The sequence below is a fragment of the Flaviaesturariibacter aridisoli genome (genome assembly GCF_004343705.1).
Lineage (GTDB): Bacteria > Bacteroidota > Bacteroidia > Chitinophagales > Chitinophagaceae > Flavisolibacter > Flavisolibacter aridisoli.
This window is the reverse complement of the sequence record NZ_SKFH01000023.1, coordinates 87,345-108,758: the sequence shown is the minus strand read 5'-3', so window position 1 is coordinate 108,758 and position 21,414 is coordinate 87,345. Positions and strand designations below refer to the sequence as shown.

The following is a 21,414-nucleotide window of genomic DNA, read 5'->3' as shown; positions in this document are numbered from 1 at the left end:
GGCCCACAACTGTTATCTTTAAACCGGAACGGAACGTTCCGGTTTTTTTATATGCTTAAAGTTGGTCTGACTGGAGGAATTGGTTCGGGTAAATCTACCGTCGCAAAGGTTTTTGCGCTGCTCGGCATTCCCGTGTACGACGCCGACGCGGCGTCGAAGCGGCTGTACGACACCGACGCCGGGCTGAAGGAGGCGCTGACGAAGGAGTTCGGTGCGGCACTCTACGCTGGTGGCCGCCTCGACCGGGCCGCGTTGGCCGCCCTCGTGTTCAGCGACCCCGAAAAGCTCGCCCGCCTCAATGCCTTGGCGCACCCGCCCACCATCGCCGACGCGGCCCGGTGGATGGCTGCCCAGCAGGCGCCCTATGCCCTGAAGGAAGCGGCGCTCATCTTCGAAAGCGGCTCTGCCGCCGGCCTCGATTACGTCATCGGTGTCGACGCGCCCCTGCACATCCGCCTCCAGCGCGCCATGCAGCGCGACGGCGCCAGCCGCGAGGCCGTCCTGGCCCGCATGCAGCGCCAGATCGACAATGGGATAAAAATGAAGCTGTGTGACTTTGTGCTTAAAAACGATGAGCAGGAACTGCTGATCCCACAGGTCATTGCGTTGCACGAAAAGCTGCTGCAATTGGCGAACGCGCAATGACGCCAAAGGCGTCGCTTGCGCAACGCCCTTGGCTTTTTTATTAACCGGTTAATCAATCAACCGGTTAATCAATTAATTCAGCTTCGCCAGCGCATCCTTAATCCGGGCGAAGCCCTTTTCAATATTTTCCATACTGTTGGCAAAGGAAAGGCGCAGGCATTGCTTGTCGCCAAAGGCTGATCCGGTGACGGTGCTCACATGGCCTTTGTGGAGCAGGTACATGGCGAGGTCGTCGGCATTGCTGATGACGTTTTCGCCGTCCTTTTTACCGAAGTAATGGTCCACGCAGGGGAATGCGTAAAAGGCGCCTTCAGGGGAAGCAAATTCAAAACCGGGGATAGCGCGCATCAGCTCGAGCACGCGCTCACGGCGGCGGGCGAACTCCGCCACCATGGCTTTGGTGGCATCGAGCGGAGCCGTCAGCGCCACGATGGCGGCGCGCTGCGTCACGGCATTGGTGCCACTGGTGAACTGGCCCTGGAGCTTTTCGCAGGCCTTGGCGATCTCTTTCGGGGCGGCCAGGTAGCCAAGGCGCCAGCCGGTCATGGCGAATCCCTTCGACAAGCCGTTGACCACGATGGTGCGGTCTTTCATCCAGTCGAATTGCGCGATGCTCTCGGCGGGGCCGCCGTAGGTGATGTATTCGTAGATCTCGTCGGAAATGACGAGGATGTTCGGATGCTTGCGGAACACCTCCGCCAGACCCTGCAGCTCCTCGCGCGAATACACGGCGCCACTGGGGTTGCAGGGGGAGGAGAACATAAAGAGCCGCGTTTTGGGCGTGATGGCGGCTTCGAGCTGCTCCGCTGTGATCTTGTAGCCGTTGGCAAGCGAGGAGTTGATCTTGATCACCGTGCCTTCGGCGAGTTGCACCAGGGCCTCGTAGGTGACCCAGAACGGCGTAGGAATGAGCACTTCGTCGCCCTTATTGATGATACTCAGCACGGCGTTGGCCAGGCTGTGCTTGGCGCCGGTGCTCACTACGATCTGGTCGGGGGTGAAGCTGAGCCCGTTGTCGCGGCTGAACTTGGCGCAGATCGCTTCACGGAGGTCGAGGTAGCCGGCCACGGGCGTGTAGTGGCTCCAGTTGTCATCGATCGCCTGCTTGGCGGCGTCCTTGATGTGCTGGGGCGTATCGAAATCGGGTTCTCCGAGGCTCAGGTCGACAATGTCAATGCCCTGGGCGCGCAGTTCGCGGCCAAGCTTGGCCATCCGCAGGGTTTCGGGTTCGTTAAACAGAAGCAATCGTGCAGCTAATTCCATGGGATTGGGTTGGAAAGGGGCAAAAGTAAGGAAATACGGATGCGGTGGCGGCATCTTCGCAAACGTTGCCGGAGCGCATCCGGCGGACCTCCCCGTGCGGGCCGGTTCCGCGCCGGCAGGCCGTTTCGTTAAAAGCGCCGTATCCCTTGCCCAATGGCCGATTCCGGACGCCGGGCCCGTCGAAGATTTGCTGGTATTGTACACCGAAAAGGCTATATTTGCCCCTCTTTAAAAAAACCGTGTATGCAATTGAAAGGCCTGGTCCGTTTCTTCACGATCCTGCTGATCCTGTACTCTATTTATGAATTGTCCTTTACCTGGGTGGTACGTAGCCACGAGAAGAAAATGGAGGCAAAGGCTCAGGCCTGGACGAATCTGAACTTCAAAAATGCGGACAAAGAAACAAAGGAGCAAGCGCAGGCTCATCGCTACAAGCGCCTGCTCGACAGCACCAAGAATGTGACCGTGCACTACGGTCCCACCGGTGCCATCAGCTACCAGAAAGCCAAAGAAAACGAACTCAACCTTGGTCTTGACCTGCAGGGCGGTATCAACGTAACCCTCGAAGTGGAACTGGCCGGCCTCCTGCGCTCCATGGCCAATAACTCGAAGGATCCCCTGTTCCTCCAGGCCCTCGCCAACGCCGAAACGGCCAAGGCCAACAGCAACGCCGACTACGTGTCGCTGTTCCGCAAAGAATATGAAAGGCTCGTTCCCAACGCCAAGCTCGCTTCCCTCTTCGCGGTAGCCGGCCAGGATAAGATCAAGCCCGGTTCCACCAACGACCAGGTGGAAAGCGCCATCCGCGCCGAAGCCAATTCGGCCTTCGACCGTACCTTCCAGGTGCTGCACACGCGCATCGACCAGTTCGGTGTGGCCCAGCCCTCGATCAACCCCGACCGCGACCGCGGCATCATCACCGTAGAACTGCCGGGTGTACAGGACCAGGAGCGCGTTCGCCGCATCCTCCAGTCTTCGGCCAACCTGCAATTCTGGGAGGTGTATGAAGGTGCCGAACTCAACGCCGGTATGCAGAACTTCGCCAGTGCCTTCAACCTAGTTGCCGGTGCCGACTCCGCTGCTGCCAAGGACACAACTGCCAAGGGCCTGGCCAACCAGCCCATCGCCAAATATTTCCGCGGCGCTCCCTACCCGAATGTGATCGGTATGGTCAACGTGACCGACACCGAGTACGTGCGTTCGGTGATGGAGAATCCCGCTGTTCGCAACAACTTCCCCGCTGACGCACGCTTTGCTTACGGTATGCCCGATAAAGGCGCCAACAACAAATCCGGCGACTTCGTAGCGCTCTATGTGCTGAAGACCGGCGGCCGTGAAAAGGCCAAGCTCGAAGGTGAAGGCGTTGAAGAGGCCCGTGCCGACTTCAACCAGATGAACGGCAAGACCGAAGTACTGCTGCGCATGAACCCGGCCGGTGCCCGTGCCTGGGCCGACCTTACCCGCGCTAACGTGAAGCGCTCAATTGCGATCGTGCTCGACAACGTGGTGTATTCCGCGCCTACTGTAAACGAAGCCATCGAAGGCGGCAACTCCAGCATCTCCGGCTCGTTCAGCCTCCAGGAAGCACAGGACCTTGCCAACATGCTGAAAGTGGGTAAGACGCCCGCCCCCGCCAAGATCGTTGCGGAGCAGGTAGTTGGACCGACGCTCGGTAAAGACGCCATCAAAGGTGGTATGCTGGCCTTCGGCCTCTCCTTCGTGGTGATCTTCCTCCTGATGCTGGTGTATTACAACACAAGCGGCTGGGTAGCCAACATCGCCCTTATTCTGAACCTTCTCTTCACCATCGGTATCCTCACCGGCCTGGGCGCTACGCTGACGGCCCCCGGTATCGCCGGCCTCGTGCTGACGATCGGTATGGCGGTGGACACCAACGTAATTATCTATGAGCGCATCAAGGAAGAACTGACGCGGGGCAAAAACTACCAGGCTGCCGTTGCCGAGGGCTACCGCCGCTCGCTGCCGCCGGTGCTCGACGCCCACGTTACGACCCTGCTGACCGCTATTATCCTGTTCTCGTTCGGTCTCGGCCCTGTGAAGGGATTCGCCACCACCCAGATCATCGGTATCCTCCTGTCGCTGTTCTGCGGCATCCTGGTCAGCCGCTGGGTTAGTGACTTGTTCACCACCCGCAAGCGTCACCTCGAGTACTTCACCGGTGTTTCGAAGCGCGTATTCAAGCACGCCGCCTTCAAATTCATCGAGTACCGTAAAGTGGCCTACGCGATCTCCTTCGTGGTACTCGCTCTCGGTGTGGCCTCCATCTTCAACGGTTTCGATGAAGGTGTGGAGTTCAAAGGTGGTCGCAGCTACATCGTTCGCTTCGACAAGCCGGTGAACGTGGATGAAGTGCGCGACGACCTCAAGGCCGCCTTCGGTGAGAACCCCGTGATCAAGACGATCGGCGCCGACAACCAGCTCGATATCACTACTTCGTACCTCATCACCGACACACGCAACACAGCCGACTCGCTGGTGGAAGGCAAACTGCTCGCCGGCCTGTCGAAGCACCTCCCTGCAGGCACTACTTTCCAGCAGTTCGACAAGCAGAACAAGCTCGGTATGACCAAGGTGCTGCCGACGATCTCCGATGACCTGAAGAGCGGCGCCCTCCAGGCTACGATCTTCTCGATCATCATCATCTGTCTCTACATCTTCATCCGTTTCCGCGACTGGCGCTACTCGATGGGTACAATCGTGGCCCTGCTGCACGACGTGCTCGTGACGCTCGCCGTGTTCTCGTTCCTCCGCAACGTGGTTCCCTTCCCGCTGGAGATCGACCAGCACTTTATCGCGGCGGTGCTGACGGTAATCGGCTTCTCGATGAACGATACCGTGATCGTATTCGACCGTATCCGTGAATACACCCGCCAGATGGTGGGCGCGCCGAAAGAAGTGGTGATCAACAAGGCCATTAACGACACGCTGAGCCGTACGATCATGACCTCGCTGACGGTATTCCTGACCATCCTGATTCTTTTCCTGGTAGGTGGTGAAGTAACCCGCGGCTTTGCCTTCGCGATGCTGATCGGTGTGATCACCGGTACCTACTCCTCGATCTTCGTGGCAGCCCCGATCCTGGTGGATATGGGCGGCAAACGCTCCCTTGGTGGTGACGCCGAGCCGGTAGCTTCAGCCGAGCCCGCCAAGAAGAAAGAGCTGGCCAAGCACTAAGCCTGCAATCTTCGGCAGATAAAAAAGCCCCTGACGTTGTCAGGGGCTTTTTGTTAGGATTGAACTGGACGGCGAGAGGCCGTCATTGCGGGCGCAGCGAAGCAAACTCCCCGACTTTGGGAAGGTTGGTTGCCAAAACGCACTTGCACCATTAAACTGCGCAACGCACAGGTCTCCATCTCCGCCTGCAGGAGGATCAAAGTCACGCCGCCTCAGGCGTAGTCGTAAGCAGCGCAGGTAGATTTTTCCTACAAGCTGATTGCAATTCTTAATGTGCCTGTAGGAACTTCCTACAACCTCCTGTAAAACGTACATGTGCCTGTAGGAACTTCCTATAACCTCTTGTAAAACGTATATGTACCTGTAGGAACTTCCTACAAGCATATGCAAATTGAACATATGCCTGTCGGGACATCCTATAAGTCCGTGTAAATCGATTGAAGCGCAGTAGGAGGGTTCTATGACATTTTAATCCGTTATTTCCCGCGCCAGCCGGTTGTATGTGTATCGTAATCAATTTTCTAGCGTGCTGTCGCCGACTGAAGCCGTAAAAAAAAGCGTCCGCCAACCGGCGGACGCTTTCTACTTTATGATTCCGGGGCAACTTAATCCAGCAGCGACAGGCTTTTTTGAAGCGCTTCGATCTTTTCCTGCGCGTCGCTTTGCTTTTTGCGCTCTGCTTCCACCACTTCAGGTTTGGCATTCTGCACGAACCGCTCATTGTTCAACTTCTTTTCAACCGACGCGAGAAATCCCTGCTGGTATTCAAGATCTTTCAGGAGCTGTTCTTTCTGCACCGATGCGTCCACGGCCTGTTCGGTGCTGATGTACAATTTGTGCGTGCCTACGACGACGGCGATGGAGCCGGCAACGGCTTCCGAAACAAACTGTACATCGGCATTGACCTGCTTGCCCAGGATGGCGCTGATGGCTTCGAAGGCGGTGGCTCCTTCACTCTGGATCGAAAGGGTGATGGGGTCTTTGGGTTTGATGTTGTTCTTCACCCGGGCATCGCGGAGGGCCGAAATGGCTTCCTGGAGCAGCGTTCCCTGGGCGATGCGCGCGTTATCAACCGCGCCGGCGGGAACGAACTGCTTGACGCACAGATCGTCGCTGCGGTCGGCGAGCTTGTGGTAGATCTCCTCGGTGATAAAGGGCATGAAGGGGTGTAGCAACTGCATCAGTTCGGAGAAGTAAGCCACCGTTTGCTGGTACACGGCCCGGTCGATGGGCTGCTCGTACCCGGGCTTCGCCCATTCGAGGTACCAGCTGCAGAAGTCGTCCCAGATCAGTGAGTAGATCGTCTTCAGCGCTTCAGACAAGCGGAAGCCTTTGTAGAGTTCGGCTACCTGGGCTTTTACCTGGGCGAGGCGCTGGCCGAACCATTCCACCGCAAAGTGCGGCTCGGTTGCGGCCGTATCGCTCTGCCGGCCTTCCCACATTTTCACCAGCTTCAGCGCGTTCCAAAGCTTGTTGTTGAAGTTGCGGCCCTGCTCGCAGCTCGAGTCGTCAAAGAGCAGGTCATTACCGGCGGGGGAGGAGATGAGGATACCGAAGCGAACGGCGTCGGCGCCGAAGCGGTCGATGAGGTCGAGCAGGTCGGGCGAGTTGCCGAGGCTCTTGCTCATCTTGCGGCCCTGCTTGTCGCGCACCATACCTGTAAAGTACACGTGCTCGAAGGGACGCTGCTGCTTGTATTCCATGCCCGCCATGATCATGCGCGCCACCCAGAAGAAGATGATATCCTGTCCGGTAACGAGCACGTTGGTGGGGTAGTAGTATTCGATGTCTTTGTTGCCCGGGTCCACGATGCCGTTGAACACCTCGATGGGCCAGAGCCAGGAGGAGAACCAGGTGTCGAGTACGTCTTCGTCCTGGCGAAGATCGTCAGCCGTGAGCCGTGAGCCTGGAGCAGCGGACTTCTCCTGGAATTTTGCGAAAGCAGCCTCACGTGTTTCGGCAACAACGAATGAGCCATCCGGCGCATACCAGGCGGGGATGCGCTGGCCCCACCACAGCTGGCGCGAGATGCACCAGTCCTTGATGTTTTCCAGCCAGTATTTATACGTGGCCAGGAAGCGCTCTTCGGGGTGGATTTTCACGTCGCCGCTGCTAACGGCGTCGAGGGCCAGCCCGGCGAAGTGCTGCATCTTGACGAACCACTGCGTGGAGATACGCGGTTCCACAACGGCGCTGCTGCGCTGCGAGTAGCCGAGGCGGGTGCTGTATTCTTCTTCCTTTACCAGCGCGCCGTCGGCCTTTAATTGCGCCACGGCGGCTTTGCGGGCTTCAAAGCGGTCCATGCCTACGAACACTTCGGCGGCCGCGCTCAGCGTACCGTCTTCGTTGAGGGTATCGATAGTGGGCAGACCGTGCTTGAGGCCGAGGTTATAATCGTTGATGTCGTGGGCGGGCGTCACCTTGAGGGCACCGGTGCCGAAGGCCGGATCAACATATTCGTCAAAAATGATTGGCACCGCGCGGTTCACCAGCGGCACGATGATCCGCTTGCCTTTCAGGTGGGCATAGCGCTCGTCGGCCGGGTTCACGCACACCGCCGTGTCGCCCATGATCGTTTCCGGTCGCTGGGTGGCGATGGTGATATATTCGTCGCTGTTCTCTACGCGGTAGCGAACGTAGTACAGAGTGCCGGTAACGTCTTTGTATTCCACTTCCTCATCCGACAGGGCCGTTTTTGCAGCCGGGTCCCAGTTGATCATGCGGGCACCACGGTAAATGAGGCCTTTGTCGTACAGGTCTACGAACACCTTGATCACGGCCTCGTAGTAGTGGTCGTCCATGGTGAACGTAACACGGCTCCAGTCGACGGAGCAGCCCAGCTTTTTGATCTGGTGGTAGATGATGCCGCCGTATTTCTCTTTCCACTCGAACGCGTATTTGAGAAACTCGCGACGGGTGAGCTCGCTTTTTTTGATGCCTTTTTCTTTTTCGAGCATCTGTACCACCTTGGCTTCGGTAGCGATGGAAGCGTGGTCGGAGCCGGGCACCCAGCAGGCGTTGAAGCCGCTCATGCGGGCATGGCGTACCAGCACGTCCTGCACGGTCTCGTTGAGTGTATGGCCCATATGGAGCACGCCGGTAACGTTGGGCGGCGGGATCACCACCGTAAAGGGCGGCCGGTCGTCGGGCGTGCTTTTGAAATAGCCTTTGTGCTCCCAGTGGGCGTACCAGGATTCTTCCACCTGCCCGGGCTCGTAGTTCTTGGAAAGCGTCGTGTTCATGAGGGGGCAAAGGTAAGGAATCATGAAGCCCATCCCCAACCCTTCCCGAAGGGAAGGGGGTAAAAACAAAAAGCCCCGGCAATGATGCCAAGGCTTTTCGCTCCCTCCTTTTCGGGGAGGGCGGGGTGGGGCTAGTTGTCGAAATCGAGCTGGCTGTTGTTGATATAGTTCACGAGGGCGGCCGCGTTCTTCAGGTTCAGCTTTTTCAGGATGTTGTAGCGGTGCACTTCCACCGTCTTCACCGAGATACTGAGGGCATCGGCGATTTCCTTAGAGGAGTGGCCCTTCTTGATGAAGGAGATGATCTCGATCTCGCGCTGCGAAAGTGAGTTGAGGCCCGTTTGCTGGTCCTCCCCGGAGATGACCTGCTCGGACAGGATGTTCTTGATCTCGTCGCAGATGTATTTTTTGCCGTTGTTGATCTCCATGATGGCCTTGAACATTTCCTCGCGCGAGGAGTTCTTGGTCACATAACCCATGGCGCCCTTCTGCATCATTTTGCGGGCGTAGGTAGGCTGGGTGTGCAGCGATACGCCGAGCACCTTCGAGCCGGGAGAGAATTTGCGGATCAGTTGGGTCGCCTCAATGCCGTTCATACCGGGCAGGTTGATATCCATGATGACAATATTGGGGCGCAGGTTCTTGGCCATTTCCACGGCTTCCTCGCCGCTTCCGCTTTCGGCAACCACCTGAAAACGGGGGTCGGTGTTCAAAATAAAGCTCCAGGTCTCACGCACCAGGGTGTGGTCGTCGGCAATCAGAATCGTGATCTTTTCGTTGGTTTCTGCCATGTTATGTTTTCATCGGAAGTTGAACAATCAAGGTACAGCCCTGCCGTGGCTTGCTTTCCACGCGCAGCGTCCCGCTCGCCAAATATACCCTATTTTCCATATTGCGCCGGCCGGCTCCCTTTTTCCCATCAGCATGCTCAAATCCAATGCCGGCGTCCGTTACAGTGAGCAGCACCGAATATTTCGCACGTTGCGTGGCGTTCTGCAAGCGGGTCAGCTGGATGGGCTTCCGAAACGCCGGCCCTGTCGTAGGTGATCTCTGAGTGGTCTTGTTTCAAAGGGAAGGGTCTTCGTTGGTATATGACCGGTGAAATAAAGGGGACCGGTCATTTCAAAAAAATCTGCGACGGCTGCGCGGGCAACCTGTTTTTGATGTTACTTGTGCGCAACCGACGACATATGGAACGACATACGACCTCCTGGTACAGCGAACGACTTCAGAAAGAAATGCCCATCGCGTCTTACGGCCACTTCGGCTTTGCCCTCCTGCTGGTGCCCACCGCAGCGGCTGATTTCCTCGAATACGAGCGCTTCCAGCTGATCGACACCCTGCGCCCCTTTATCGATGCGGGCAAGCTGAAGGTGTTTTCCATCAACAGTATCAACAACGAAAGCTGGCTGAACAACAACATGGACCCGCGGCACAAAGTGATCCGCCACCAGCAATTCAACAGCTATGTGTATGAGGAAGTGATCCCGTTCATCCGTACAAATACTAGTTGGGACACGCCGATCATTGTCAGTGGCGCCTCTTTCGGCGCGCTGCACAGTATGAACCTGTTCCTGAAGCGCCCCGACCTGATCAACGGCGTCATCGCCATGAGCGGTGTGTACGACCTCACCGAATACACGAAGGGTTATTGGGACGATGACGTGTACTTCAACAGCCCGCAGCACTATATGCCCAATCTGACCGATCACGGCGTGCTGGAGCAGATCCGCCGCAGCCCGCACATTCACCTGTTTTCGGGCAGTGGTCCTTACGAAGATCCCAATGCGGCCCGCAGCTTCGCGGGGATCCTCTACAATAAAGGCATCAACTACGAGCTCGATATCTGGGGCGAAGAGTGGCGCCACGACTGGGATACCTGGCGTAAGGTGCTGCCTCACTATATCGGTAGCCGTTTTTAGCCCTGTTCCCGGAGGGGCCATCCGTCCTGGCTCCATTTTGCTTGCACCTACTCGTGCCCGTATGGTTCATAAAAAATCCCCGCCATGGGCGGGGATTTTCTTTATAATAGTTCAAGGTGCTGTATGAACCAGATGGAAAAACCTTTCCTTTTTTCGTCAATTGTCGGGGATTACGACGCCATCACCTCAATGGTGGCATTGATGCCCCGGTCGATGATGGCCTCCGCCTTTGGGCGCAGCTCATCAAAGGAACCATATTGCACGCCGTACTTCCCACGAAAATGAATGATATAGGCGCATTGCTCGGCTTGTTCCTGCGAATGGCCACAGATCTCTACAAGTGTCTCAATGACCCATTCAAAAGTGTTTACTTCGTCGTTCCACACGATCAACTGACAGGGATCTTCCGTCGCCACGTCGGTTGCCACCGTTTCCTGGGGCTGCACATAATCTTTGGTAACGGGCATAAAAACGCTGTTTTAACGGCACAAAGGTAGGTGCTTTGGCTGGAAACGGTATGGCTGAGGCATCGCTCAGCGCCCCTTCCGACCCGGAAGCAACCCCTTCAGTTGCATCTCGGCCTTTTCGATGGAAATGCCTTTTCCCAGTACTCCCTTGAACAGGTCGCGAGCGCGGTTGTGCACGCGTCGATCAGCGAAGGATCGCCTTGGTAGCCTTTGAGAGGAGGGCGCGATACTTGAACTGTTTTTGCCAGTGGCGGGCCAGTTCGGCCACGTTGGGCGGGTAGCGGGGCGATGCGTCGCGGGCGATGAGGCCTTTGTCGTCGGCGGTGAAGTCGAGCGGCTTTTGCAGCAGCGCCTGCACCATTGTGTCGGCGCGCTGCAGCGCGCGGGTATAGAGTTGCGCCAGTTGCGGGAGAAAGTTCCAGCCGTTGCCGAGCAGCTCGTCGTCGATGCGGTAACGCTGCGCGGCGAGTACGTCCAGTTCGGGTTGGGTAAACAAAAAGCCGTCGTCGTCGAGCCTGCGGACGACCTTCTGGTATACCTGTGCGGCAAAGGAATCATCGACCGGGCGTGGGCTGTAGTGGTTGCGTTCGATGATACGCCGCAGCAGGATGGCTTGCTGCTGCGCCGGCGACGATTGGGATCGGGAAAGCAGCCCGAGGGACAGACAAAAAAGTACGAGCGCGAACTTTTTCAAAGCAGTTGGTATTAGATAGAGCCAAGGTAATGAACGCGATGCGAAAAAAAATTTCAAACTTTTTTTGGAAGAAAAACAAAGGCTCCTATATTTGCACTCCCAACGCGAAACAAACGGGTTGGGAAGTTCTAAAAAAACATTGGGAGTTTAGCTCAGCTGGTTCAGAGCATCTGTTTTACACACAGAGGGTCGGCGGTTCGAACCCGTCAACTCCCACGAAAAAAGCCCCGCAATCGCGGGGCTTTTTTATGTACCCATGGCCGGCCACGTTTATATCCTTTACTCTGCAGGGTGCGACCGCTATTACCTTGGCGCTGCTGGTGGTGGCCGGTGAACAGGCAAAAGCCTGTTCGGGTTAACGACCGGGCTTTTTGCTATTACATAAGAAGACGTATAGCCGCGCAATTACCTGCGCCAGCTCTCTTTATCTGCCAATGGTGGTGCAATAGAAAAATTAATTCAGCTGCACGGCCGGCAAGCGATAGCCCACGCCGTCCCAGAGAAACAGCTCGTTAAGCTCCACGGTCCAGAAGCGGCTGAAGGGCGAATGGTCGAGCACTTCCTGCGCCTCTTCCTTCGACTCGGCATTGATCGTAACCCAGGCCTGCTGGGTCTCCATGCTGACCACGTAATGTTCGATCACCTGGTCGTCGATAAGCTCGTTGATATAAGCGCGGTGCTCCTCGATGACGGCAGCCGCCTGATCGTTCCATTGAAATTGTATGATGGCCTGGTATTTCTTCATGTAGGCTGCGAAAACGTTTATTGGTTGATTCGTTTATTGGTCTATTGGTAACAGGGCGCGACCAACTTCTAAACTAACTAAACTCATTACTCATTGTCTACTGACCCTTAAACGGTCCACTCGATGATCTGGTTGGCCCATTCGGCACGGTAGGGGGTCTGGATGCGAATATAGTTATCGGTATAACCCTCCATCATGCCGCCTTTCTCGTGTCCTTCGAAAAGCACCGGCCGCGACTGCCCGCGGTGCTGGCCGGTAAAATGCTGCAGCTTCAGGTAGCTCAGGTTGCGCAGTGTTTTGTTGCGCTCGTGGCGAACGTTCACCGGCACCACCGGCTGCAGCTCGAGCGCTTTTGTTTCCGCGCGTTCCGAATAAGTGAACACGTGCAGGTACGACACGTCGAGGTCATGAAGGAAGTCGAAGGTTTCGCGGAAGTGCGCCTCGCTTTCGGTGGGAAAGCCCACGATCACGTCTACGCCGATGGCGCAGTGCGGCATCTTTTCCTTCACCAACGCCACGCGTTCGGCATACAACTCCCGGCGGTAGCGGCGCCGCATGCGGCCGAGGATGTCGTTGGAGCCGCTCTGCAGCGGGATGTGGAAGTGCGGCATGAAGCGCTTGCTCGAAGCCACGAAGCCGATGATCTCCGGTGTGAGCAGGTTCGGCTCGATGGAGGAGATGCGGTAACGCTCAATGCCAGTTATCTCATCGAGGGCCTGGATGAGGTCGTAGAAATTTTCTTCGTGTTGCTTCGCTCCGTCGGGACCTTTCCCGAAGTCGCCGAGGTTGACCCCTGTGAGCACGATCTCCTTTACCCCGCTTTCGGCGAGGGTGCGGGCGTGCGTCAGTACATTGTCGACGCTGTCGCTGCGGCTTTTGCCCCGCGCCATCGGGATGGTGCAGAAGGAGCAGGTATAGTCGCAGCCGTCCTGTACTTTTAAAAACGTGCGCGTCCGGTCGTTGACCGACCAGGAAGCGTGAAAGCCCGTCACCGCATCGATGTCGCAGGACGAGATCTTCGAGGAATCACCCTTTGCGAGGTCGCGGAGGTGGCTGGCCAGGTTGAATTTTTCGGCGGCGCCCAGAACGAGGTCCACACCGGGGATCTCGGAGATCTCCTTCGGCTTCAGCTGTGCATAGCAACCCGTAATGACCACCAGGCTTTCCGGGGCGCGGCGCTGGATGCGGCGCACGAGCTGGCGGCATTCCTTGTCGGCATTGTCGGTAACCGAGCAGGTATTGATCACATATACGTCGGCGGCATCCTCGAACTCCTTCTTCACAAAGCCCTCGGCCTCGAGGTGGCGCGAGAGGGTAGAAGTTTCCGAGAAATTGAGCTTGCAGCCCAGCGTGTGGAAGGCAACGGTGCGCTGTGGGGACATAGCGGGCAAAGGTACAAATCGATGTGCGGAAGTGGTAAGTTGGATGCGGGAATTGACAAAGAGCAAAAAAGCTTTAACATTTGCCCTGTAATTTGCCCGCGTGAAGCCCCGTAACCTTATTGCCATCCTTTTTCTGCTACTGCTGGTCTTTGGATATTTTCTGAAGCGGCGCTGGCACGAGCCGGCGTCGCGGGAGGTGCTCGAACGGCACCCGGCGTCGATCTATTACACCCGGCATGCGCGCTGCCGTATGGACTGCCGCCGTATTTCCGAGGCCGACATCCGCACTGTGATCGAACGGGGCGTGGTCAACCTGGCCAAAAGCGATCCCCGCGACCGGCCTTGCCCGACTCTGGCGGTGCAGGGCGAAACGCCGCGGGGCGAGTCCATCCGCGTCATCGTAGCCCAGTTTTCCGGCCAAACCCGGGTCATCACCTGCTACAACCTGCACAAAGAGTTTGAATGCCACTGCCCCGGCGACGAACGTAAAAACTAATGAGCATGCGCCACCTGTGGAAACCTTTTCAGATCCTGTACGCGCTTTATGCAATGCTGCTTTTTGTGGCGCTGATGATCCCCGTGTTCCTGTGGGCGCTGCTGGTGATGCCGTTGGGGCGGCTTCGCGGCGGCAACCTGATCTACCGGGCCTGCGTGCTCTGGGCCGACATCTGGTTTCCCCTCATTTTCGTGCGCCACCGAAACGTCGACGCGGCCGACTACGACCACCGCGCAGCGTTTATTTACGTGTCCACGCACACGTCTTACTTCGATGTTCCCGTCATCGTGAAAACCTTCCGGCACCCGGTGCGCACGCTCGGCAAAGCCGAGATGGCGAAAGTGCCGGTGTTCGGCTATATCTACCGCAACGCCATAGTAACTGTAGACCGGAGCAGCCCTGAAAACCGGGCCCGCAGCGTGCGGCTGCTCAAGGCCTACATCCAGCAGGGAATATCGGTGCTGGTATTTCCCGAAGGCACGTTTAACGAAACCGGGAGGCCGTTGAAAGATTTTTACGAAGGCGCTTTCCGCGTGGCCATCGAAACGGGCACGGCCATTCAGCCCGTGCTGATGCTCGACACCTGGAGCCGCATGCACCCGCGCCATGTGTTTTCGCTCCGCCCGGGACGCAGCCGTACGGTGTTCCTGGAGCCCGTGCCGGTGGATGGTTACCGTCCCGAAGAGGCCGGCCGTCTCAAGGAAGATGTTTACCGTAAGATGGAAGCGGCGCTGCTGGAATGGAACGCGCCCTGGATCGGTGCCTGAATTTGCCCGCGGCGTGTTATTTTTGATGCCTTTTGTTTCCCCAATTGATCCCCTTGTTTGCCGAGATCGTCATACCCCTTGCCCTGCCCCGCAACTATACCTGGGAAGTGCCCGAGCGCTTCCGGGAGTCAGTGCGCGTCGGCTGCCGCGTGGAGGTGAACCTGGGCAAGCAGAAAAAGTACGCGGGCGTGGTCAAGGCGTTGCTCCACGACAAGCCCGCCGGCGTGCAGACGAAAGAAATTCTCAACGTGCTCGACCCGGAGCCGGTCGTTCATCCCTGGCAACTCGGTTTCTGGGAGTGGATCGCCTCTTACTACTGCTGCACGGAGGGGGAGGTGATGGCTGCGGCGCTGCCCGCCCATTTCAAGCTGTCGAGCGAAACGGTGCTCGTATTCAACGACGAGTACGGCGACGATTTTTCCAGCCTCGATTCGGAAGAATATATGGTGGCCGAAGCATTGCTGATGAAGCACGAGTTGCGGCTCAACGAAGTGCAGCAGATCCTCGACACGACGCACGTGTACCCGATCGTAAACAAGTTGATCGGAAAAAAGGTTTGCCACGTTTGGGAGTCGCTGAAGCAAACCTACGCACCGCGAAAGGAAACATTCGTGGTGTTGCAGCCCGAATACAGTAACGAAGAAAAGCTCTCGGAACTGCTGAACAACTGGAGCCGCGCGCCAAAGCAAATGGAACTGTTGCTGGCTTACCTGCACCTCAGTAAGACCGAGGGCGAGGTAACGAAAGGCAGCTTGCTCAAAAAATCCGGTGCTTCGGAGGCACAGCTCAAAGGTTTGGTAGACAAAGGCATTCTCCGTGCGGAGCGCCGTGCCGTGGACCGCATCCTGTACCTGCCGAAGGACGTCACTATCGACTTCGAGCTGACTCCGGCTCAGCAGGAAGCTTTCAGCGGGGTGGAGGCGGCACTGGCAGAAAAACCGGTGTGCCTCCTGCACGGCGTAACGTCGAGCGGCAAAACGCTCCTTTACATCCGCCTCATCGAACAATTCATCCGGCAGGGGCGGCAGGTGCTGTATATGCTTCCCGAGATCGCGTTGACGGCACAGATCATCCGGCGCCTGCAGAAATATTTTGGCGGTCATATCGGCATCTATCATTCGCGCTTCTCGCACAACGAACGGGTGGAGATCTGGAACAAGGTCAAGACCGGCGAGATGAAAGTGGTGCTCGGCGCCCGTTCCTCGCTGTTTCTTCCCTACCAGGACCTGGGGCTGATCATCTGCGACGAAGAGCATGATCCTTCCTACAAGCAGCAGGACCCTGCACCGCGTTACCACGGCCGCGATGCGGCAATCTACCTGTCGGGTTTGACCGGCGCCAAGGTGCTGCTCGGCAGCGCCACACCCTCGCTCGAAACCTACCATAACGCCAAGGCCGGGAAGTTCGGCCTCGTAGCGCTCAGCGAGCGCTACGGTGACGTCAAGATGCCCACCATTCAACTTGTAGATCTACGTGCAGTGCCCAGGAAGCCTGGCGAAAAAGTGATGTTCTCGATGCACCTCCTCGAAGACATGAAAGCCACCATCGCCCGCGGCAAGCAGATCATCCTGTTTCAGAACCGCCGCGGCTATGCGCCCTACCAGGTGTGCACCATCTGCGGTTGGATCGCACAGTGCAAGAACTGCGACGTATCGCTTACCTACCACAAATTCGCGAATAAGCTGAAGTGCCACTATTGCGGTCAGGTTTATCCGCCGATGCATACCTGTGGCGGCTGCGGATCGGACAAGCTCATTCAGAAAAGCTTCGGCACCGAGCGCGTGGAAGAAGTGCTCGAAGAGCAATTGCCCGACGCGCGCATTGCGCGTATGGACTTCGACGCCATCCGCAACAAGAATGCGCACGATGTGCTGATCCAGCAATTCGAGCAGAAGAAGATCGATGTGCTGGTAGGCACCCAGATGGTGGTGAAAGGCCTCGACTTTGATAACGTGGAGCTGGTGGGTGTCATCGATGCCGACGGCCTGCTGCACTTTGCCGACTTCCGCGTGCACGAGCGGGCGTTCCAGCTGATGGAGCAGGTCAGCGGCCGCGCGGGTCGCCGTGACGGGGTCGGCGATGTGCTGATCCAGACGTCCACGCCCAACCATCCTTTGCTCCAGCACGTGATGCGGCACGATTACGTAGGGATGTACCTCGAGGAGATCGACAAGCGCAAACAGTTTTTCTACCCGCCCTTTTCCCGCATCATCATGCTCCATTTCCGGCACAAGGAACGGGAGGTGGTGACGGAAGCGGCACACGTATTCGCGCAAAAAATGGGGGCCGCCTATGGCGCATACCTCGTTGGTCCGGCCGAGCCTACGGTGAACCGCGTGCGCAACCAGTACCTCATGGAGTTGATGCTGAAACTCCCGCGCGACAGCGCCACCATCGCCCGCTGTAAGGAAGACATCCAGAAGCAGTGTGCGGCGCTCCATTTCGAAAACCGATTCAAAAAGGTGCAGATCATTCCCGACGTGGATGCGCTCTGACAAGCCTCACTAGCGTCCCGCAAGCCTGCGGATGGCGTCGTATTCCAGCACTTCAAATCCCAGTACTGTCCGCTTCGATTGCGCCAGCATGGCTGCTGCCACGGCTTCGGCTTCCACGGGGCGGTATTTTCGCCAGCTACCACCGAGCAGCGGCCCTATGATCTTTGATGCCACCTGCCCGATCCGTTCACCCGGGCGGTTTTCAGCGCGGTGACCGAGCAGCATCGAAGGTCGGAAGACCGATACGGCCGGCATGCCCGAGGCGCGCACCGCTTCTTCCGCTTCGCCCTTCAGGCGCAGGTAAAAGTTGCCGCTTGCGGCATTGGCCCCCACCGCCGACACCAGCAGAAAGTGCCGCGCGCCCCTTTCGGCGCCCCAGCGTGCCGCCTGTGCGGGAATGTCCAAATCCACCTTGCGGTACGCCGCGCGGTCGCCCCCGACCTTTTTCTGCGTCGTGCCGACGGCGCAAAAGATCGCGTCGCTGCCTTCGAGGCCGAGGCGCAGCGATTCGGCATCGGCAAAATCGGTGAGGCGCACTTCTACCCGCGGGTCGTTGGCCGGGAAGGGTTTGCGCACCAGCAGCCGGATTGTTTGATAGTAGCCGTCGGCCAGCAGCAGGCGGTACAGGTGCCCGCCGATAAGACCAGTGGCGCCGATGAGGGTTGCGGTTCGTGTCATGATTTTTGTTGTATCCTTGCTCCAATGGAACACGCACAAATTCGGGAAAATTATTCGCTCCGGAACTGCAACACCTTCGGCATCGAGGCGAGCGCCCGCTACTACGCGGAATTTGCTTCAACAGAAGAGCTGGAGTTGTTGCTGCAGGAACCGCTTGTGCGTGACGCGGGAAAGCTTCTTGTGCTGGGCGGTGGCAGCAATATCCTGCTCACGGGTGATGTAGCCGGAACCGTGCTAAAGAACAACATCGGCGGCATCGACACGATCGGAGAAGACGAGGAATTTGTTTACGTACGCGCCGGGGCCGGCGTCAACTGGCACCAGTTTGTGTTGCATTGCCTGGCGCTGGGCTATGCCGGCGTAGAGAATCTCTCCCTGATCCCCGGCTCGGTAGGCGCATCGCCGATGCAGAACATTGGCGCCTACGGCGTGGAGATCAAAGATGTGTTTCACGAGCTTGAGGCCATGCACATTGCCGACCGCAAACGCCGCACATTCGATGCCGAAGCCTGCGCCTTTGGCTATCGCGAAAGCGTGTTCAAGAATAAGTACAAGGGAAAATACATCATTACATCGGTTACCTACCGGCTGCGGAAACAGCCTGTTTTTCATACCGAGTACGGCGCCATTCGGCAGGAGCTCGAAGCCATGGGTGTCACGGAGCTGAGTATCGGCGCGATCGCGCAGGCTGTCATTAACATACGCACCTCGAAGCTGCCCGACTGGCACGAAACAGGCAATGCGGGCTCTTTCTTCAAAAACCCGCAGGTGCCGCTCGATAAATACGCGGAGCTGAAGACCGCCTACCCGTCGATCCCGGCCTACCCTCAGGAAAGCGGCATGAAGCTCGCCGCCGGCTGGCTCATCGAGCAATGTGGCTGGAAAGGTCACCGCGAGGGCGATGCCGGATGCTACCCGAAGCAGGCGCTGGTGCTGGTGAACTACGGCAAGGCTACCGGTGGCGAGATCTTTGCGCTGAGCGAAAAGATCATCGGGTCGGTGCAGGATAAATTCGGCGTACTGCTGGAGCGCGAGGTGAATATCGTTTGAGCCGAGCGGCGCTTTGGTAAAACGTAACTCAAAAACTTTTCTATGTGGAAGTGGCTGTTCGGGTTCTGTCTTTTGTCCCAAGCCGCCGCCGCGCAGGAGCTGGAAAAATCGACCTGGCACGATTACGCCGGAACGGTTGGCGAAATACCCGTGCGACTACTGCTGCACCTTTCTTCCGACAGCATCGTTACTGCTCATTATTGCTACGAGAAATATTGCACGCGGATACCCCTGTCGGGCACGGTCGCGCCTTCTGGTATCGTGTTGCGCGAGACCGGGAACGGGAAAACAAAAGCGCTGTTCCGGCTGCAATTGGTCAAAGGGGATAGCCTCACCGGCTCGTGGACCGACGCAACGGCGCAACGTCACCTCATCGTGCGCCTGCACCTCGTTTCTGCTATCGTTGGTGTGTCAAATAAACTTCATTACGGGCAGGAGTCGGATGACAGCGTCGTGGATGCTTTTATGCAGCGTGTGCGCACGGCGCTCCTCAAGCGCGATGCCGCCTGGCTGGCCACACAGGTACGCTACCCGGTGCGTGTATTCCTGAACGGGCGTCGCGTGGCCACCATCCGCAGCCGGTCTGCGTTCCTGGCCCATGCGCCGGCCATACTACACAAGGCTTATCTGCAGCGTATCCGGAACACCTGCCTTTGTACGCTGTTCAGTAATTACCAGGGCGTGATGCTTGGGAACGGTGAGGTTTGGATCCGGGATGTCTATCCGGGGAAACCGTCGCTGCGGATTGTAGCGCTCAACAACGGACTTATCGAATAAAAAAGGGAGCGGCGCGCTCCCTTTTTTTACGAACTGAAATCTTCGTCCTCGTCCTCATCAAAACCTTCGGAGGGCATGTTGAACATGCTGCCCATAAGGTCTTTGAACTCCACAGAAGTTTCCAGGATCTTTTTGCTGATCAGCGAGAACGCGGCCAGTCCGTGCAGCACGAATTCCATCAGCAGGGCCGATTCCTTTTCGTTGGCGCCGGGGAACATTTTTTTCACCAGGGCGTGCAGCCCGTCTACCTGGTACAACTGGTTGATCCGGTCGCGGTCGGAGAGGCCGAAAAGCAGGTTGATATGGTTGCCCTTGTCGAACCAGTTGATGACCGCGCGGTACGGATTGTCTACCGGCTCAGGCGCGGCGCCTTTCCTCGGTGCGCGCTTCTTGAGTGTTTCGGGATTGGGGAAATACTGCACGAACTGGGTGCGGATGGCTTTGCTGAGCAGGTTCATCGCCACCTGGTAGGGGCCTTCCTGCTCGCCTTCATAAACGAGCTCGATCTTGCCGGTGATGGAAGGGATGATGCCTACCAGGTCGGAGATCCACACCTGTGTGGCCGCTTCACCGTTTACCAGCGCGCGGCGCTCGGCGGCGCTCACGGCATTCTCGAACGCCGAGATCGTGAGGCGTGCGCTGACGCCGCTTTTCTTGTCCACAAACTCGGAAGCGCGTGCTTCGAACGCCACCTGCTCGATAAGTCGTTTCACCATATCCGATACGTCCACAAGCTCCTCCTGTGCCGCGTCGAGGTCGGCTTCCTGCCCGGTGATCGACAGCGCGTCTTCGATCGTCTTCGGGTAGTGCGTCAGGATCTGGCTCTGGATGCGGTCTTTGAGCGGCGTCACGATCGAGCCGCGGTTGGTATAGTCTTCGGGGTTGGCGGTGAAAACGAACAGGATGTCGAGCGGCAGGCGCAGCTTAAAGCCACGGATCTGCACATCGCCCTCCTCGAGGATATTGAACAGGGCCACCTGGATCCTTGCCTGCAGGTCGGGGAGCTCGTTGATAACGAAGATGCCGCGGTTGCTTTTCGGAATGATGCCGTAATGGATCACGCGCTCGTCGGCGAACGACAGGCGCAGGTTGGCCGCTTTGATCGGGTCCACATCGCCGATCAGGTCGGCAACGCTCACGTCGGGCGTGGCGAGCTTTTCACCGTAGCGCTGTGAGCGGTGGATCCATTCCACCGGTGTGGCGTCGCCCTTTTCGGCGATCAGCTCGCGCGAATAGCGGGAGAGCGGTTGCAGCGGGTCGTCGTTGATCTCGGAGCCGGCAATGACGGGGATCCATTCATCGAGCAGACCGGTCATCTGGCGCGCCATGCGGGTTTTGGCCTGGCCGCGCAATCCCAGAAACAGTATGTTGTGCTTGCTCAGCAGGGCCCGCTCCACGTCGGGGATAACGGTTTCCTCGTAGCCCACGATGCCGGTGAAGCTGGTTTCCTTCTGCTGCAGCTTTGCCACCAGGTTGCTGCGGATCTCTTCTTTGATGTTCTTCGGTACGTAACCACTTTCTTTCAGTTCACCCAGGGTGTTGATGTGCTTGATGTCCATTCGGTACAATTCGTTATTCAGTGTTCGTGATTCAATT

17 protein-coding genes and 1 tRNA gene are annotated in these 21,414 nt (G+C 57.6%); 9 read left to right on the top strand and 9 right to left on the bottom strand.

Annotation, left to right across the window (positions count from 1 at the left end; translation table 11 throughout):
• The first annotated feature begins 51 nt into the window (after positions 1–51).
• Positions 52–645, top strand: a complete 594-nt coding sequence (coaE, locus tag E0486_RS13150; protein WP_131852635.1) for a dephospho-CoA kinase — start codon at positions 52–54, stop codon at positions 643–645.
• A gap of 72 nt (positions 646–717) precedes the next feature.
• Here the strand turns inward: coaE and E0486_RS13145 are convergent, their stop codons facing one another.
• The gene (locus E0486_RS13145; RefSeq protein ID WP_131852634.1) at positions 718–1,908 is read right to left on the bottom strand and encodes a pyridoxal phosphate-dependent aminotransferase; all 1,191 of its coding nucleotides are present in this window, start codon (positions 1,906–1,908) and stop codon (positions 718–720) included.
• A 243-nt stretch (positions 1,909–2,151) separates the two neighbouring features.
• Between E0486_RS13145 and secD the strand changes: the two genes are divergently transcribed.
• Positions 2,152–5,103: a protein translocase subunit SecD gene (gene secD / locus E0486_RS13140; protein WP_131852633.1), complete on the top strand. Its 2,952-nt coding sequence runs from the start codon at positions 2,152–2,154 to the stop codon at positions 5,101–5,103.
• 605 nt (positions 5,104–5,708) lie between these two features.
• Here the strand turns inward: secD and E0486_RS13135 are convergent.
• Both E0486_RS13135 and E0486_RS13130 read right to left on the bottom strand, forming a co-directional pair.
• On the bottom strand, positions 5,709–8,345 hold the full coding sequence (locus tag E0486_RS13135; RefSeq protein WP_131852632.1) for a valine--tRNA ligase: 2,637 nt from the start codon (positions 8,343–8,345) through the stop codon (positions 5,709–5,711).
• Positions 8,346–8,476: 131 nt separating this feature from the next.
• Positions 8,477–9,136: a response regulator gene (locus tag E0486_RS13130; protein WP_131852631.1), complete on the bottom strand. Its 660-nt coding sequence runs from the start codon at positions 9,134–9,136 to the stop codon at positions 8,477–8,479.
• A gap of 399 nt (positions 9,137–9,535) precedes the next feature.
• Here E0486_RS13130 and E0486_RS13125 point away from each other — a divergent pair, with 399 nt between their 5' ends.
• Positions 9,536–10,267, top strand: coding sequence for an esterase family protein (locus E0486_RS13125; protein WP_131852630.1), 732 nt, complete (start codon positions 9,536–9,538; stop codon positions 10,265–10,267).
• Positions 10,268–10,437: 170 nt separating this feature from the next.
• Here the strand turns inward: E0486_RS13125 and E0486_RS13120 are convergent, their stop codons facing one another.
• Together E0486_RS13120 and E0486_RS13115 are read right to left on the bottom strand one after the other, a co-directional pair.
• Positions 10,438–10,734, bottom strand: a complete 297-nt coding sequence (locus E0486_RS13120; protein WP_131852629.1) for an ATP-dependent Clp protease adaptor ClpS — start codon at positions 10,732–10,734, stop codon at positions 10,438–10,440.
• Positions 10,735–10,918: 184 nt separating this feature from the next.
• The gene (locus E0486_RS13115) at positions 10,919–11,428 is read right to left on the bottom strand and encodes a hypothetical protein (RefSeq protein WP_131852628.1); all 510 of its coding nucleotides are present in this window, start codon (positions 11,426–11,428) and stop codon (positions 10,919–10,921) included.
• 141 nt (positions 11,429–11,569) lie between these two features.
• Here E0486_RS13115 and E0486_RS13110 point away from each other — a divergent pair.
• Positions 11,570–11,644 (top strand) — tRNA-Val (locus tag E0486_RS13110).
• Between the two features lie 238 nt (positions 11,645–11,882).
• On the opposite strand, the gene E0486_RS13105 is transcribed toward E0486_RS13110, so the two are convergent.
• Entirely contained in the window at positions 11,883–12,173 is a 291-nt protein-coding gene (locus tag E0486_RS13105) for a hypothetical protein (RefSeq protein WP_131852627.1), read from the bottom strand.
• Positions 12,174–12,280: 107 nt separating this feature from the next.
• On the bottom strand, positions 12,281–13,555 hold the full coding sequence (gene mtaB, locus E0486_RS13100) for a tRNA (N(6)-L-threonylcarbamoyladenosine(37)-C(2))-methylthiotransferase MtaB (RefSeq protein WP_131852626.1): 1,275 nt from the start codon (positions 13,553–13,555) through the stop codon (positions 12,281–12,283).
• A gap of 100 nt (positions 13,556–13,655) precedes the next feature.
• Between mtaB and E0486_RS13095 the strand changes: the two genes are divergently transcribed.
• From E0486_RS13095 to priA, 3 genes are read left to right on the top strand one after another with little or no spacing between them, the layout of a single operon-like run.
• Positions 13,656–14,051 carry a DUF4258 domain-containing protein gene (locus tag E0486_RS13095; protein WP_131852625.1) on the top strand — a complete coding sequence of 132 codons (396 nt, stop codon included), beginning with the start codon at positions 13,656–13,658 and terminating at the stop codon, positions 14,049–14,051.
• A 5-nt stretch (positions 14,052–14,056) separates the two neighbouring features.
• Positions 14,057–14,818: a lysophospholipid acyltransferase family protein gene (locus tag E0486_RS13090; protein ID WP_131852624.1), complete on the top strand. Its 762-nt coding sequence runs from the start codon at positions 14,057–14,059 to the stop codon at positions 14,816–14,818.
• 32 nt (positions 14,819–14,850) lie between these two features.
• Positions 14,851–17,313, top strand: a complete 2,463-nt coding sequence (priA, locus tag E0486_RS13085) for a replication restart helicase PriA (protein WP_131852623.1) — start codon at positions 14,851–14,853, stop codon at positions 17,311–17,313.
• Between the two features lie 9 nt (positions 17,314–17,322).
• Here the strand turns inward: priA and E0486_RS13080 are convergent, their stop codons facing one another.
• The gene (locus E0486_RS13080) at positions 17,323–17,991 is read right to left on the bottom strand and encodes an NAD(P)H-binding protein (protein ID WP_207906252.1); all 669 of its coding nucleotides are present in this window, start codon (positions 17,989–17,991) and stop codon (positions 17,323–17,325) included.
• A gap of 24 nt (positions 17,992–18,015) precedes the next feature.
• On the opposite strand from E0486_RS13080, the gene murB reads away from it, so the two are divergent.
• Together murB and E0486_RS13070 are read left to right on the top strand one after the other, a co-directional pair.
• Positions 18,016–19,041, top strand: coding sequence for a UDP-N-acetylmuramate dehydrogenase (gene murB, locus E0486_RS13075; RefSeq protein ID WP_131852622.1), 1,026 nt, complete (start codon positions 18,016–18,018; stop codon positions 19,039–19,041).
• 42 nt (positions 19,042–19,083) lie between these two features.
• The gene (locus tag E0486_RS13070) at positions 19,084–19,818 is read left to right on the top strand and encodes a hypothetical protein (RefSeq protein ID WP_131852621.1); all 735 of its coding nucleotides are present in this window, start codon (positions 19,084–19,086) and stop codon (positions 19,816–19,818) included.
• Between the two features lie 26 nt (positions 19,819–19,844).
• On the opposite strand, the gene E0486_RS13065 is transcribed toward E0486_RS13070, so the two are convergent.
• Positions 19,845–21,377 (bottom strand): magnesium chelatase ATPase subunit I, encoded by a 1,533-nt coding sequence (locus tag E0486_RS13065; RefSeq protein WP_131852620.1) that lies wholly within the window; start codon positions 21,375–21,377, stop codon positions 19,845–19,847.
• Between the last annotated feature and the right edge of the window lie 37 nt (positions 21,378–21,414).